Source organism: Leisingera sp. ANG1 (assembly GCF_000203975.2).
GTDB lineage: Bacteria > Pseudomonadota > Alphaproteobacteria > Rhodobacterales > Rhodobacteraceae > Leisingera.
This window is the reverse complement of sequence record NZ_AFCF02000008.1, coordinates 314,862-328,591: the sequence shown is the minus strand read 5'-3', so window position 1 is coordinate 328,591 and position 13,730 is coordinate 314,862. Positions and strand designations below refer to the sequence as shown.

At 62.4% G+C, this 13,730-nt stretch carries 12 protein-coding genes; 7 read left to right on the top strand and 5 right to left on the bottom strand.

Annotation, left to right across the window (positions count from 1 at the left end):
• Positions 1-45: 45 nt before the first annotated feature.
• Positions 46-1,218 (bottom strand): 4Fe-4S double cluster binding domain-containing protein, encoded by a 1,173-nt coding sequence (locus tag GC1_RS14235; RefSeq protein ID WP_019294750.1) that lies wholly within the window; start codon positions 1,216-1,218, stop codon positions 46-48.
• Positions 1,219-1,271: 53 nt separating this feature from the next.
• Entirely contained in the window at positions 1,272-2,147 is an 876-nt protein-coding gene (locus tag GC1_RS14230; RefSeq protein WP_019294749.1) for a LysR family transcriptional regulator, read from the bottom strand.
• 121 nt (positions 2,148-2,268) lie between these two features.
• On the opposite strand from GC1_RS14230, the gene GC1_RS14225 reads away from it, so the two are divergent.
• Entirely contained in the window at positions 2,269-3,225 is a 957-nt protein-coding gene (locus GC1_RS14225; RefSeq protein ID WP_029204657.1) for an NAD(P)-dependent oxidoreductase, read from the top strand.
• Between the two features lie 104 nt (positions 3,226-3,329).
• Positions 3,330-3,806, top strand: coding sequence for a hypothetical protein (locus tag GC1_RS14220; RefSeq protein WP_029204656.1), 477 nt, complete (start codon positions 3,330-3,332; stop codon positions 3,804-3,806).
• A gap of 20 nt (positions 3,807-3,826) precedes the next feature.
• Here the strand turns inward: GC1_RS14220 and GC1_RS14215 are convergent, their stop codons facing one another.
• Genes GC1_RS14215 through GC1_RS14205 form a run of 3 tightly spaced genes read right to left on the bottom strand, consistent with a single transcriptional unit; the run spans position 3,827 to position 6,616 of the window.
• Positions 3,827-4,459, bottom strand: a complete 633-nt coding sequence (locus tag GC1_RS14215; RefSeq protein WP_019294746.1) for a TadE/TadG family type IV pilus assembly protein — start codon at positions 4,457-4,459, stop codon at positions 3,827-3,829.
• Between the two features lie 4 nt (positions 4,460-4,463).
• Positions 4,464-5,000 (bottom strand): TadE/TadG family type IV pilus assembly protein, encoded by a 537-nt coding sequence (locus GC1_RS14210; RefSeq protein ID WP_019294745.1) that lies wholly within the window; start codon positions 4,998-5,000, stop codon positions 4,464-4,466.
• Positions 4,997-6,616: a TadE/TadG family type IV pilus assembly protein gene (locus GC1_RS14205; protein ID WP_019294744.1), complete on the bottom strand. Its 1,620-nt coding sequence runs from the start codon at positions 6,614-6,616 to the stop codon at positions 4,997-4,999. The genes GC1_RS14210 and GC1_RS14205 overlap by 4 nt, the downstream gene beginning before the upstream one ends.
• 342 nt (positions 6,617-6,958) lie before the next feature.
• Between GC1_RS14205 and GC1_RS14200 the strand changes: the two genes are divergently transcribed.
• The 5 genes from GC1_RS14200 (at position 6,959) to GC1_RS14180 (ending at position 13,725) form a co-directional block, all read left to right on the top strand.
• Positions 6,959-8,389 (top strand): Glu/Leu/Phe/Val family dehydrogenase, encoded by a 1,431-nt coding sequence (locus tag GC1_RS14200; protein WP_019294743.1) that lies wholly within the window; start codon positions 6,959-6,961, stop codon positions 8,387-8,389.
• Positions 8,390-8,655: 266 nt separating this feature from the next.
• Complete coding sequence (locus tag GC1_RS14195; RefSeq protein ID WP_019294742.1) at positions 8,656-9,909, top strand: sarcosine oxidase subunit beta family protein; 1,254 nt, start codon at positions 8,656-8,658, stop codon at positions 9,907-9,909.
• A 66-nt stretch (positions 9,910-9,975) separates the two neighbouring features.
• Positions 9,976-10,245: a sarcosine oxidase subunit delta gene (locus GC1_RS14190; RefSeq protein ID WP_019294741.1), complete on the top strand. Its 270-nt coding sequence runs from the start codon at positions 9,976-9,978 to the stop codon at positions 10,243-10,245.
• Positions 10,242-13,187 carry a sarcosine oxidase subunit alpha family protein gene (locus GC1_RS14185; RefSeq protein ID WP_019294740.1) on the top strand — a complete coding sequence of 982 codons (2,946 nt, stop codon included), beginning with the start codon at positions 10,242-10,244 and terminating at the stop codon, positions 13,185-13,187. Before GC1_RS14190 ends, GC1_RS14185 begins: the two co-directional genes overlap by 4 nt.
• A complete protein-coding gene (locus tag GC1_RS14180) occupies positions 13,180-13,725 on the top strand; it encodes a sarcosine oxidase subunit gamma (RefSeq protein ID WP_019294739.1) in 546 nt (181 codons plus the stop codon). The genes GC1_RS14185 and GC1_RS14180 overlap by 8 nt, the downstream gene beginning before the upstream one ends.
• Positions 13,726-13,730: the final 5 nt, after the last annotated feature.

The following is a 13,730-nucleotide window of genomic DNA, read 5'->3' as shown; positions in this document are numbered from 1 at the left end:
CGTTGCCTGTCGGGCGGGCAGGCCAGCGCGGCCCGTGCAATGATTTCAGGCTTCGTTCCACCACTCCGCCGGTTTGCGCCGCTGCCCGTGTTTCCCTGCCAGCCGCAGTGCGAGCTTGCGCAGCGGGCCAAGCGCCAGTTTCAGCCACAGCCGGTTGCGCCGTTTGGAATAGTCGCGGTTGAACGGGCAGACCCGCATGCAGATGGCGCAGTCAGAAGCCATCTTGGCCCAGAAGGAAAAGCATTTCTCGGCATCCGAGGTCCATTTCCGGACCCCCTTAATCGCCGAGACATTGACAGTTTCCGTTGAGGGCGGACCGTAGGGTAGCGCCTTCACCGGGCAGGCGTCGGCGCATTTGGTGCAGATATCGCAGAACGCCCTCACCCCTAGCGGCTGCGGAGCGTCGTGCGCCAGCGGCAGGCTGGTAAAGATTTTTGAAAACCTGAGGCGCGGCCCGAACTCCGGGGTGATCACCATCTGGTTGCGGGCGTATTCGCCCAGCCCCGCCTTCACGGCGTAGGGGATCACCAGGCCGGTATCGTTCATCGACGGCACCGCCTCATAGCCCAGGTTGCGGATATAGGCGGCAAGCTGCATCACGATGGACGCCTCGTGGCTGTATTCCCGCCCCGTCGCAGCGCCTGCCAGCGCCGAGGGGTAGGTGGCAACCAGCTCCTTGTCCATCTCATGGCCCAGCACGATCACGCTGGTCAGCCCGTCTGGCAGATCATGCGGCGCTTCGGACATGTCGCGGGCATCGACGCGGGTGGTGTAAAGCCAGCGTTCATCCAGATCGGTGATACCGCAGAGGTTGGCACCGAAGAATTTGGCGATGCGCTTCACCTCGGCGGACATCTTTGCCGGGTCGTCGATCTCCAGGGCGTCCTTGGCCACCGGAGTGTCCGGGCGGATGGCGGCCTGGAACCCTTCGCGGATGCCCTCATGCGCCCGGCGGGAGGAGACCACGTCGGAAATCAGCCACGCCGCGTTGCGCAGGGCGAAGTCGCGCTGTGTGAACCCGTCGCCGCGCCGGGGCGCCGCTTCCATCCGGTAGGAGGAGAAGAATTTCGCCGTGTGCTTGGATTTCACGCGGTCATCCCAGAACGCACGGGTGAAGATGTCGTTGCGCTGCGTGAACCGTTCGAAATCATCGGTGACGTCGATTCCTGCGGCTGCGTCGCCATCGCGCTGGGGTGGGGTGTTCTGGGGCCAAGGCATGGGCGGACGCTAACGGGCTGTCCGCTTTCCGGCAAGGGCCGCGGCGCAGGCGATCAACTGAACAAGGAGACAACCCAATCGCGCACCATGGCGGCCTCAGCGCTGTTGGGGGCTTCGCCTGCGGCGGGCATCAGGTAGTGGCCCTGGCCCATCGGGATCTCCGCGCCGGCAACTGGCGCCAGCCGGCCCAGCGAAAGCGGCAGTTCGGCGTAGCGGCGCATCAGCATGGCTACACCGGCGCCAGAGGCGGCCATCTCAATCGCCGCCAATGAAGTATCGACATAGAGAGGTGCGGAGCGGTTCTTGAGCGGAACACCCGTCTGTTCGGACAGGCGCAGCCAGTGATCCTGGTAGCCGTGGATGTGAATCAGTGTCTGGCCGAACAGCTGGTCAACCGAGTGCAGTTCAGCCGCCAGCTGAGGCAGGGCGACCGGAATGACGCTTTCGGCGGAGAGCAAATGCGCGCGGCGGTCGAACCAGCCCGACGGCCCCAGCCGCAGGTCGATATCCACATCCTCATCCTGGGTGCTGTCTGCCCAGACTGCAGAGATCAGCCGGATGCGGATATGCGGGTGGGCGGCATGGAAGGCTCCCAGCCGCGGGGCCACCCACAGGACCGCGGTGGAAACCGGTGCCCGAAGGGTCACTGTCCGTGTCTGCGCATGCCCCAGCAGCCCGCGGGTGGAATAGGCGATATCGGTCAGCGCCTGCGCCACCGAAGGATAATAGGCATGGCCCAGCTGCGTCAGCTCCAGATGCCGGGCGCGGCGGAGGAACAGGGTGATGCCAAAGCTTTTCTCCAGGCTGCGCACCTGGTGGCTGACAGCGGCCTGGGTGAGACCCAGTTCTTCCGCCGCGGCAGTGAAGCTTTGCAGGCGGGCGGCGGCCTCAAAGGCGCGCAACCAGACCAGATTGGGCAGATCAGACATTAGCGTTGCAAAAATTCTTGGGGTCAGGTCGCGTTATTATTCGTTTTTGTTTTGGCTCAGGTCAAGCTAGCCCTTTTGCAAGCGATTACCCCGGGAGGAGATACGGGACATGAAAACGGATATGAAGATCGGCTTCATCGGCCTCGGCAATGTTGGCGGCAAACTGGCAGGCAGCCTGGTGCGCAACGGGCTGGATGTGGCAGTGCATGACCTGGATGCGGCGCTGGTTGAAACATTCGTGGCGCGCGGCGCCAAGGCAGGCGGCAGCCCGGCGCAGATGATGCAGGACTGTGATGCGGTGATCACCTGTCTGCCCAGCCCGGCGGCCTCGGATGCGGTGGTCTCCGAAATGCTGCCGCATGTGACCCCCGGTAAGATCTGGATGGAAATGTCGACCACCGATGTGGCAGAGGTGAAGCGCCTCGGAGCCCTGATCGTCGAGCGCGGCGGCGAGGCTGTTGACTGCCCGGTCTCCGGCGGCTGCCACCGGGCCGATACCGGCAATATCTCGATCTATGCGGGCTGCGAGCGTGCCACCTTCGACCGCATCCTGCCGATCCTGACCACCATGGGCCGCCGGATTCTGCATGTGGGGGAGATCGGCAATTCCTCGACCCTGAAAGTGATGACCAACTACCTGGCCAATCTGAACTTGCTGGCGGTTATGGAAGCGCTGACGGTGATGAAGGCCTGCGGCATGGATCTGGGCATGACGTTCGAGGCGATCTCGATGTCTTCCGGAACCTCCTTTGCGCATGAGACCGAAAGCCAGCTGATCCTGTCCGGCTCGCGCGATGTGAATTTTACCATGGATCTGGTGATGAAGGATATCGGGTTGTTCCAGACCCTGGCCGACCGCCACAACGTGCCACTGGAGCTGTCGCCCCTGATGATCGAGATGATGAAGGACGGCCAGCGCCGCTATGGCGAGCGGGCGCAGTCCGACCGGATGATTGAGCGGCTGGAGGAAGCCACCGGCCTGTCCATTACTGCGCCGGGCTTCCCGCAGGAGCTGATCGACGATGAGCCGGAAGAACCGGGCTACGAGGTGGTCGTGCGCCGCGCTGCTGCGGAATAAGTTTCCCCAAACGGCACGGCTGCAGTCAGCCCCCGGTGCGCCGGGGGCTGTTTTCTTTTGCCGATCCGGTCTATGCCCGGCTGAGCAGCATAGGGGAGCAGCGGATGAGCAAGGAAGTTCTGGCCACAATCGAGGCCTCGGCCAGCCGACGTGTGATGGGAACGGTGATGCTGGGTTTGACCGGCTGCCTGCTGGTCTATGTCGCCTTTGCGGCCCCGCCGTCGCCGGCCTGGCTGGTGTTCCTGGTGGTGGTCGGCGCCGCTGCGCTGTGGCTGGCTGTGCGGATGTGGCAGGCCACGGTGCACCGGATCGAGCTGACGGCAGAGGAACTGCGCTGTTCTGACGGCCAGGTGATTGCGCGGGTGGCGGATATCGAAACCATCGACCGCGGCTTTTTTGCCTTCAAACCGTCCAACGGGTTCCTGATCCGCACCGGCACCCAAGGAAGCAGGGCCTGGATGCCCGGGTTGTGGTGGCGGTCCGGCCGCCGGATTGGCATCGGCGGGGTAACGCCCGGCTCGCAGGGCAAGGCGATGTCGGAAATTCTGGCCGCGATGCTGGTGCAGCGCGGCCAGGGGTGATTGTTCGCTCAGATGGCTGATCAGGCGGGCGGCGAAACCTTTTCGGCGTCGTCGTTGTGGTTGTTGCCATTGCCCTTGTCCTCGACAAAGACCACTTGCGGTGCAAAGCGCGGACGGGTGAAGACGAAGTTCTGCACGTCCAGTTTGGGCAGGCCGACGTTGAAGACCGGGTCGACCTCGTTCCAGGTCTCCACCAGGATCACGCGTTCCTGATCTGGCATGGTCGGCAGGTGTGCCTCGACATTGCTGATCGACCCGTCGTCCCATTCCGAAAAGGCGGACCCGCGGACCTTGGACCAGTCGACGTAGTAGCGCTGGTCATCTTCATCCCAACGGACCACCGAAATCCGTGTCGAGAACTGCGAGTCGGCACGGACCAGTTCGCCGGCAAGCATGTGCATGCTGTCGATGTAGGTCTCGTTCACATAGTTGGTCTCACGCGAGATGAGGTCCGAGATCGTGTAGGCCGCCTTCAGGTTGATGCTCTCCTGCCGGAAAGCGTCAAAGAAAGTATAAACGGCGGCAAACAGACCCAGCAGCAATGGTGCGTAGACGGCGAATTCAAGAGCGACGTTGCCTTGGGTGTCTTCGGCGAATTTGCGCAGCGGCCGGGGTGTGCGGCCGGGCAGGCGGCGGGACAGAAAGGTCAGCATGGCGTTACCTCGGTTCCTGGACAAATGCGGAAGATGCGATCAGCTGGACGCGGCCGTCTGCATCTTTGTGAAGGTTTTTCCCAAGTCCCCAGGTCGGGAACAGCGGATCAAACTTCATGCAAGCCCGGACGAACATCAGCTCATTGGACTGGCCGTTTTCGAAGGTGCGGACCGGCTGGACCTCTTCGACAAGGTTCGTGCAATCCGGCGTCTGGTCGATCGAAGCCATATTGAACGGGTCGAGGCGGATCATTTCCAGGCGCAGGGACGTCGAACATTCCTGAATAAAGCCGGAGCGGTCGCAGATCGCATTGCGCAGCGCGTCGTGCTGCATGTCAGCGCCGGTGCTGAGACGGATGTCGCGGACGGTCTGGTCCAGCGCGCGTTCCAGCTGTGAGTGGCGCAGATTGATCATGCCCAGTTCGATGGTGGACATCAGGATCAGAAGGAAGCCGGGGATGACGAGGGCAAACTCCAGCGAAGCATTGCCATCCTCACGAAGCCGGAACCGGCGCAGGGCGGTTTGGATACGGTTTTTCATTGGGTGAGCCTCAGCTGACGGATAGAAGTCGCGATTGACGAGAAGGCGTCGGTGATCTCCAGGCCTTCCACATCAAAGAAGTGAGCGGGCGAGCTGGCGCAGTCCTCGAGCACCTTGATGCCGCCGGACGGAGCCTCAAAGCCGACCGAATACACGATCACGCCCTGGTCCTTGGTAATGTCGCACATGGTCTTGGTGTGCTGGTCCTTGGCGACGCGGTTGTGGAAATAACGGCCTGCGTTAAACCAGTCGGCCCAGGCGCTGCTGCTGAACTCGTAGATGTAGCGCGCAATCCAGGCCAGGGAGGCACGGGCGTGCAGCTCCGGATAGGTCAGGCGGACGGAGGACCCTTCTTCGCTATTAGTTGTGCAGCTGTAGTAGTCGCAGGTCTCATAGGTGCCTTCGCCGTAGGGGTGGTCTTCCCAGCGGTTCATATGCTCCCAGTAATAGTTCTTCTCGCCGTTGGAGTGGTAGACGGAATAGGCATCCGCCGTCGCGTTGTACCACACGTCGGAGTCGCCTTCCCGGCGCGACGGGTTCACCATATACTGGTTGGTGTTCTGGCCGTCGGACATCAGGACGATGATCTTCAGCGTGTCGCCGCTGCCGTAGTCGGTCGGCCGGTCGACAAAGGATGCGTCGATCACACCGTCGGCGATCAGGTCGTTCACAACGTCGCGTGCTGTCGGATCCAACAGGGCGCCGCCCCATTTCATGCCGATATCGATGGAGGTGTTGCCTCCCGCTGTCAGCTTGTCGATATGCGCGTGCAGCAGATCGGCATCGTTGGTCAGAGGCAGGATCTCAGAGCCTTCCCGGGTGGGGCAGACCGGCGAGGAGATCATGTTCTCCGAGTAGGTGAACGTATCGAAATGCGCGGTGCGCTCCAGGTTTTCATCCCGGTCCAGCGTGTGTTTGCTGAACTGGTCCTTGATGAAGTTCACACAGTAGGAATAGTCGTGCTCCTGCGTGACGTTGGTGTATTTGCTGAGCAGGGCCTGCCCCGCATTCACCTGCGTTGCGTAGGGAATGATCGAAATCGACAGGTTGCTGGTGTCCGTGTTCTGGGTGATCTGGTCCACAAATGTATGTGCCGCCGACTTGAGGTTGGTCAGGCGGTTGTTGCGGGACATTGAACCGGAAATGTCGAGCACCATGGAGATTTCAACGGAGCCGATGGTCTCTTCGGCCCGCGAGTTGGCATAAACCGGGAGGTCGCCAACACCGGCAAACTTCAGCAGGTGCACTGGAAATGTTGCGTTGACCGTGCTTTCCACACTCTTGTAGCCCAAGGACTGCTGCACGTCCGGCGTCTGATAGTAGTCGGCCAGACCGGCTTTGGTGAGGTAGTCCTGAACCACAGCCGCGGGCTCCTGCTGCTGGTCAAGGTCGGCAGCAGCAAGCACCGCCCGGTCGAGGGTGTATTGCAGATTGGTGCGGTCGCGCTCCATCCGCATCAGGTCGACGCCGATGCCGCCGATGGCGAGCATAAGAAACAAGGTGCCGATCATCGGCTTTGCCAGAACGCCATCCTCTTCCCGCAGGAAGCCTTTAAGCTTGTCTCGACAGCGCAAAATGAGCGGATTGCTCAGCGCAGTGGAATTCTTATGGTGCATACTCATCTAAATACCCCCTTCCGGCTGGGGAACGTGCCAGCCCGGCTTCTGCAGCGGAATTCCATTAATTAATGCTTGGTAAAGTGGGCGGAATTGGGGCGGGAATTTGCCGAATTGCCTTCGATTGTAATGGTGCGGAATTCCAATCCCGCGTGATTCCGCGGGGTTGTGGCGCAGGGAGAGACAATCGCCTCCCCAGAAATAGCGAATCGACCGTCATATGCCGGTAAGCGATTCTTTTTGGCCGCAAATGGTCAAAAAGGTCGCACTCCTTAAGTAACTCTGCATAGAGTGAATCCATCATCGGCAGCGAGTCGATGTTTGATCACGGAGAAATTTTTCATGAGCAGCCGCACAGAGCCGAGCTTCCGCGAGAGCGTGGACCTGATGTTTAACCGGGCAGTGAAACTGATGGACCTGCCGCCGGGGCTGGAGGAGAAAATCAGGGTTTGCAACGCGACCTACACGGTGCGCTTCGGCGTGCGCCTGCGCGGCGCCATGCATACGTTCACTGGCTACCGGTCGGTGCATTCGGAGCATATGGAGCCAGTGAAGGGCGGTATCCGCTATGCTACTGGCGTGAACCAGGACGAGGTGGAGGCGCTGGCGGCGCTGATGACCTATAAATGCGCTCTGGTGGAGGCCCCGTTCGGGGGCTCGAAGGGCGGTTTGTGCATTGATCCGCGCGAGTATGAAGAACATGAGCTGGAGCTGATCACCCGCCGCTTTGCCTATGAGCTGGCCAAGCGCGACCTGATCAACCCGTCGCAAAACGTGCCCGCGCCTGACATGGGCACAGGCGAGCGTGAGATGGCCTGGATCGCAGACCAGTACGCGCGGATGAACACCACCGACATCAACGCCAAGGCTTGCGTCACCGGCAAGCCGCTGAATGCCGGCGGCATTTCCGGCCGGGTTGAGGCAACAGGCCGCGGCGTGCAATACGCCCTGCGCGAGTTCTTCCGGTATGAGGAAGACAAGGCCGCAGCAGGATTGTCCGGCAAGCTGGATGGCAAGCGGGTCATTGTTCAGGGCCTCGGCAACGTGGGCTATCACGCGGCCAAGTTCCTGTCGGAAGAGGATGGCTCGCTGATTACCGGCATTATCGAACGGGACGGTGGCTTGCACAGCGCTGATGGCCTGGACGTGGAGGCGGTGCGCAACTGGATTGTCAAACACGGCGGTGTGTCGGGTTACCCGGACGCGCAGTATGTCGAAGACGGCGCCGTGCTGCTGGAGGAAGAGTGCGATATCCTGATCCCGGCGGCACTGGAAGGGGTGATCAACCTCTCCAACGCCGAGCGCGTCAAGGCACCGCTGATCATTGAGGCTGCAAACGGTCCAGTGACCGCCGGTGCGGATGAGATTCTGCGCAAGAAGGGCTGCGTGATCATTCCGGACATGTATGCCAACGCAGGTGGTGTGACGGTGTCCTACTTCGAATGGGTCAAGAACCTCAGCCATATCCGCTTTGGCCGGATGCAGCGCCGTCAGGAAGAAGCGCGCCACCAGCTGGTGATCGACGAGCTGCAGCGTCTGGATGACGTGATGGGGAATACCTGGTCGATGTCGCCGGACTTCAAGGACAAGTACCTGAAGGGGGCGGGCGAGCTGGAGCTGGTGCGCTCCGGCCTGGATGACACCATGCGGGCGGCCTACCAGTCGATGCGCGAAGTCTGGCACAGCCGCGACGACGTGACCGATCTGCGTACCGCCGCCTATCTGGTGTCGATCGACAAGGTTGCCAAGAGCTATCACGCCAAGGGTCTCTGATCGCGCGCAAGGCCTGGCAAGGAACAACGGGGCGGGGAGGAAACTCTCGGCCCCTTTTTTGCGTCTAACCCGCATTGCGTCACCTGCCGTCGCAAATAGAACTAGACACAAGTGAATAGTTCGTGTGTTTTGCGGCAAAGCCATGCTGATGTGCAGCAACTTGAGCCTTGGGGCTAGGAGCAGCACGTGAAAGCGGGTAGCAATGCGGCCAAGGCCCGGGCCAGATTTTGCCGGGCGGCGGAAGTGATTTGACGGGGAGGGACGACATGCGGTTTTCGGGCTGGCGTGTGCTTCGCGAGGGGCTCACCGGAAACAAGGGGTGGAAGCCCCATTGGCGGGATCCTGAACCCAAATCCGAATATGACGTGGTAATCATCGGCGGCGGCGGCCACGGGCTGGCAACGGCCTATTACCTCGCCAAGGAACACGGCATCACTAACGTTGCGGTGCTGGAGAAGGGCTATCTGGGCGGCGGCAACGTTGGTCGCAATACCACAATCGTGCGGGCGAATTACTATTTGCCGGGCAATTCCGAGTTCTATTCCCACTCGCTGAAACTTTGGGAAACCATGGAGCAGGACCTGAATTACAACGCGATGATGTCCCAGCGCGGCATCATCAACCTGTTCCACAACGACGGCCAGCGCGACGCGGCGGTGCGCCGGGGCAACTCGATCGTCAATCAGGGCGATGATGCCGAGATCCTGAGCCGGGAGCGGGTGCGCGAGCTGGCGCCGTTCCTGAATTTCGAGAGCAATCGCTTCCCGATCATGGGCGGGCTGATGCAGCGCCGGGCTGGGACTGCACGCCACGACGCTGTCGCCTGGGGTTATGCCCGCGGTGCTGACATGCGCGGGGTGGATCTGATCCAGAATTGCGAAGTCACAGGTATCGACGTCGAGAACGGCAAAGTGGTGGGGGTGCAGACTGCTCGCGGCCCGATCCGCGCCAAGAAGGTCGCGCTGGCCGCGGCTGGCCGCTCAGGCCAGGTTGCGGCCATGGCGGGGCTGACGCTGCCGATCGAAAGCCATGTGCTGCAGGCCTTTGTCTCCGAAGGGCTGAAGCCGATTGTTGACCATGTGATCACCTTTGCCGAAGGGCATCTCTATATCAGCCAGTCCGACAAGGGCGGCATGGTGTTCGGCAGCTACCTGGATTTCTACAGCTCCTACGCTGCACGGGGGAACCTGCCGATGGTGGAGCACACGATGGAGAGTTTCGTGGCGATGGTGCCGGCTCTCAGCAAGGCACGGCTGTTGCGCAGCTGGGGCGGCATCATGGACATGACGCCAGATGGCTCGCCCATCATCGACCATTCACCGATTGATGGCCTCTACCTGAACTGCGGCTGGTGCTATGGCGGCTTCAAGGCAACGCCGGGATCGGGCAGCGTCTATGCGCACTTGATCGCCACGGACCGCCCGCATGGGGCCGCCACGAAACTGAAGCTCGACCGTTTCCGCAGCGGCGTTGGCCTGATGGACGAGGAGGGGACCGGTGCGCAGCATAACCTGCACTAAGCGTTTGGAGCACGCCGGGCATGCCTCCGGCGGGAGTATTTTTGCAAAGATGAAGGAGCGCCGGTCATGAGAATTACCTGTCCGCTCTGCGGTGAGAGGGACCGCCGCGAATTCTATTACAAAGGCGCTGCACTTGTGCGCCCGGCTGAGGGCGCGGATCTGGACGCCTGGCATGAGTATGTGAACCTGCGGGAAAACCCGGCGGGGCCGCTGGATGAGCTGTGGTATCACGAGATGGGCTGTAATGCCTGGCTGAAAGTCACCCGCAATACCGCGACCCATGAGATTCTGGACGTGCAATTGGCCTCCGAGGCCGGGCTGGGAGGGGAAAAATGAGACTTCCCGGAAAAGGCCTGAACCAGGGTGCGAAGCCGATCACATTCGCCTTCAATGGCCGCCACATGATGGGGTTGGAGGGTGACACGCTGGCTTCGGCGCTGCTGGCAAACAGCACGCATCTGGTGGGGCGGTCCTTCAAGTACCACCGCCCGCGCGGAGTGCTGACCGCGGGCAGCGAGGAGCCGAACGCGCTGGTGACCATCGGCACAGGCGGTCAGCAGGACCCGAACGTGCGCGCCACCCAGCAGGAGCTGTTCGAGGGGCTGGAGGCGCGCAGCCAGAACTGCTGGCCCTCGGTCGAGCGCGACGTGATGGCGGTGAATGACCTGGCCGCGCCGTTCTTTGGCGCGGGTTTCTATTACAAGACCTTCATGTGGCCTGCGGCGTTCTGGGAAAAGATCTATGAGCCGATGATCCGCAATGCGGCAGGCCTTGGTGCGCTGTCGGGCGAGGCGGATCAGGACCGCTATGAGAAAGCCTTTGCCTTTTGCGACGTGCTGGTGATCGGCTCCGGTCCTGCGGGCCTGGTGGCGGCGCTGACGGCTGGCCGGGCCGGGGCGGATGTGATCCTGGCGGAGGAAGACAGCCGTATGGGCGGCCGCCTGCTGGCAGAGCGCGAAGAGATCGGCGGCAAACCGGGCCATGCGTGGGCAGCAGAGGTGCTGGCCGAACTGGAGGCGATGGACAATGTGCGGCTGATGAGCCGCACTGCCGTCACCGGTGCCTATGACCAGGGCACCTACGGTGCGCTGGAACGGGTCTCGCACCACCTGGCACGGCGGCATTCGCTGAAGGGCAGCCACCTGCCGCGTGAATGCTTCTGGCGGATTGCGGCCAAACATGCGGTGCTGGCGGCAGGCGCCATCGAGCGCCCGGTGGCCTTCCGCAACAACGACCGGCCGGGCATCATGATGGCCGGCGCCGTGCGGGCCTATCTGAACCGCTGGGGTGTGGCGCCGGGCGAGAGGGTCACCGTCTTTGCCAACAACGATCAGGCGCACCGGACCGCGCGCGACCTGCATGACGCGGGTGTGCATATCGCGGCGGTGATCGACAGCCGCCACGAAGCACCGGATGGCGGCCCCTATCAGGTGATCAAGGGCGCACAGGTCTGTGACAGTGCCGGCCGCCAGCGGCTGGAGAGCATCACCGTGCGTTCGGTCAAGGGTGAGGAGAAAATCCAGACCGATTGTCTGGCGATGTCCGGCGGCTGGAACCCCTCGGTGCATCTGACCTGCCATTTGAACAGCCGTCCGGTGTGGAAGCGCGAGGCGCTGGCATTTGTGCCAACCGAAGGCGCGGTGCCGGGCATGGTCACAGCGGGTGCCTGCAACGGCACCTTCTCCACCGCAGGCGCATTGCGCGACGGCGCGGAGGCTGCCGCCAAGGTGCTGGAGGCGCTGGGCCTGAAACCCGCTGCCGCCGATCTTCCGCAAGCAGAGGACGATCCTTACCGCATCGCCGCCCTATGGGCGGTGCCGGGCAAGGGGCGCGCCTGGCTCGACTTTCAGAACGATGTGACCGTCAAGGATGTGAAGCAGGCGGCCACCGAAAACTTCCGCTCCGTCGAGCACATGAAACGCTACACCACCCAAGGCATGGCGACCGATCAGGGCAAGAACTCCAACGTCGCGGCGCTGGCGGTGCTGGCGGATGCCACCGGGCGGACGATCCCGGAGACCGGCACCACCACCTTCCGCCCGCCGTTTGTGCCGGTGTCGCTGGGCGCGATGGGGGCAGGGGCCACGGATGAGGGATTCAAGCCGCAGCGCTTCCTGACCTCGCATGGCGAGAGCGAAACCCGCGGGGCGCATCAGCTGGAGGTCGGCCTGTGGTACCGGGCTGCCTATTTCCCGAAACAGGGCGAGACCAATTGGCGCCAGTCCTGCGACCGTGAGGTGACCCTGGTTCGCAAGGCTGTGGGCATCTGCGATGTCTCCACCCTGGGCAAGATTGACATTCAGGGGCCGGATGCTGGCAAGTTCCTCGATTTCCTCTACACCAACACCTTCAGCACGCTGAAGGTTGGCAAGGTCCGCTATGGGCTGATGCTGCGCGAGGATGGCTTCGTCATGGATGACGGCACCACCGCGCGGCTGGGCGAGAACCATTTCGTGATGACCACCACCACCGCTGCTGCAGGTCAGGTGATGGCGCATATGGAGTTCGTGTCCCAGGCGCTTTACCCGGAATGGGACGTGCGCTTTACCTCAGTGACGGAGCAATGGGCGCAGTTTGCCGTGGCCGGACCGAAGTCGCAGGAGCTGTTGAACGGTCTGCTGGACGAGGATGTGAACGGCGAGACCTGGCCCTTCATGGGCTGCGGCGAGGCGACCGTTCTGGGCGTCAAGGGGCGGCTGTTCCGGATCTCTTTCTCGGGCGAGCATGCCTATGAGGTGGCGGTGCCTGCGCGCTATGGTGAGGCCCTGTTCCGCGAACTGCTGAAGCGGGCCGAAGCCATGGGTGGCGGTGCCTATGGCATGGAGGCGCTGAACGTTCTGCGGATCGAGAAGGGCCTGATCACCCATGCTGAGATCAATGGCACCGTGACCGCCTTTGACCTGGGCCTGCAGGGGATGATGTCCAAGAAGAAGGATTTTCTGGGCAAGGCCATGTCCACCCGCGAAGGCCTGATGGCAGAAGACCGGATGCGCCTTGTGGGCTTGAAACCTGTTGGTGCGGTCAAGGAAATCACCGCCGGTGCGCATCTGTTCACGCCGGGCGATCCGGTGGAGCGGATCTATGACCAGGGCTATGTGACCTCGGCCGGCTATTCGCCGACACTGGGGCACCCGATCGGGCTGGCTTTCCTCAAGGAAGGCCCGGACCGCATCGGCGAAACCGTGCGGCTGGTCGATCACATGCGCGGTGTGGATACGTTGTGCGAGGTTGTTTCGCCTGTGTTCTTTGACCCAGAGGGAGGGCGTGCCCGTGGCTGAACTGATAGCAAAAAGCCCCTGTGACAGGCTGCTGCCGATAACCCTCGGCGGCATGAGTCTGACTGAAGAGCAGCCCGGCAGCATGTGGGTCCTGGCACCGTTCAAAGGGCAGGAGAAGGCGTTGAGCAAAGCCTTGGAAGCGGCCCACGGAATGGCCTTCCCGGCAGCGAACCGCGCAACCGGCAAGGCAGGCAGCCGGGCTGTCTGGTTCGGCCGGGATATGGCGCTGCTGATGGGGGGGGAACCCGACGCCAAGCTGGCCAAACATGCCGCCCTGACGGATCAGAGCGACGCCTGGGCTGTTGTCCGGCTTGACGGGGCTGGGGCCGAGGACGTCCTGGCGCGGCTGGTGTCGGTGGATTTGCGCCCCCAGGTTTTCAAACGCGGCCATACCGCGCGGACGGAGTTGAAGCACATGATGGCCTCGGTCACCCGCATTGGGCCGCAGGCGTTTCAGGTCATGGTGTTCCGTTCGATGGCGAAAACGCTTGTGCATGATTTGAAAACAGCCATGGAAGCCGTCACGGCACGGGGGTAACCTGC

Excerpts from the sequence above, each read along its gene's own strand:
- GC1_RS14190 (WP_019294741.1), top strand. The coding sequence starts at position 9,976 with ATGAGAATTACCTGTCCGCTCTGCGGTGAGAGGGACCGCCGCGAATTC.
- GC1_RS14220 (WP_029204656.1), top strand. The coding sequence starts at position 3,330 with ATGAGCAAGGAAGTTCTGGCCACAATCGAGGCCTCGGCCAGCCGACGT.
- GC1_RS14225 (WP_029204657.1), top strand. The coding sequence starts at position 2,269 with ATGAAGATCGGCTTCATCGGCCTCGGCAATGTTGGCGGCAAACTGGCA.
- GC1_RS14185 (WP_019294740.1), top strand. The coding sequence starts at position 10,242 with ATGAGACTTCCCGGAAAAGGCCTGAACCAGGGTGCGAAGCCGATCACA.
- GC1_RS14215 (WP_019294746.1), bottom strand. The coding sequence starts at position 4,459 with ATGCTGACCTTTCTGTCCCGCCGCCTGCCCGGCCGCACACCCCGGCCG.
- GC1_RS14230 (WP_019294749.1), bottom strand. The coding sequence starts at position 2,147 with ATGTCTGATCTGCCCAATCTGGTCTGGTTGCGCGCCTTTGAGGCCGCC.
- GC1_RS14200 (WP_019294743.1), top strand. The coding sequence starts at position 6,959 with ATGAGCAGCCGCACAGAGCCGAGCTTCCGCGAGAGCGTGGACCTGATG.
- GC1_RS14210 (WP_019294745.1), bottom strand. The coding sequence starts at position 5,000 with ATGAAAAACCGTATCCAAACCGCCCTGCGCCGGTTCCGGCTTCGTGAG.
- GC1_RS14205 (WP_019294744.1), bottom strand. The coding sequence starts at position 6,616 with ATGCACCATAAGAATTCCACTGCGCTGAGCAATCCGCTCATTTTGCGC.
- GC1_RS14235 (WP_019294750.1), bottom strand. The coding sequence starts at position 1,218 with ATGCCTTGGCCCCAGAACACCCCACCCCAGCGCGATGGCGACGCAGCC.
- GC1_RS14195 (WP_019294742.1), top strand. The coding sequence starts at position 8,656 with ATGCGGTTTTCGGGCTGGCGTGTGCTTCGCGAGGGGCTCACCGGAAAC.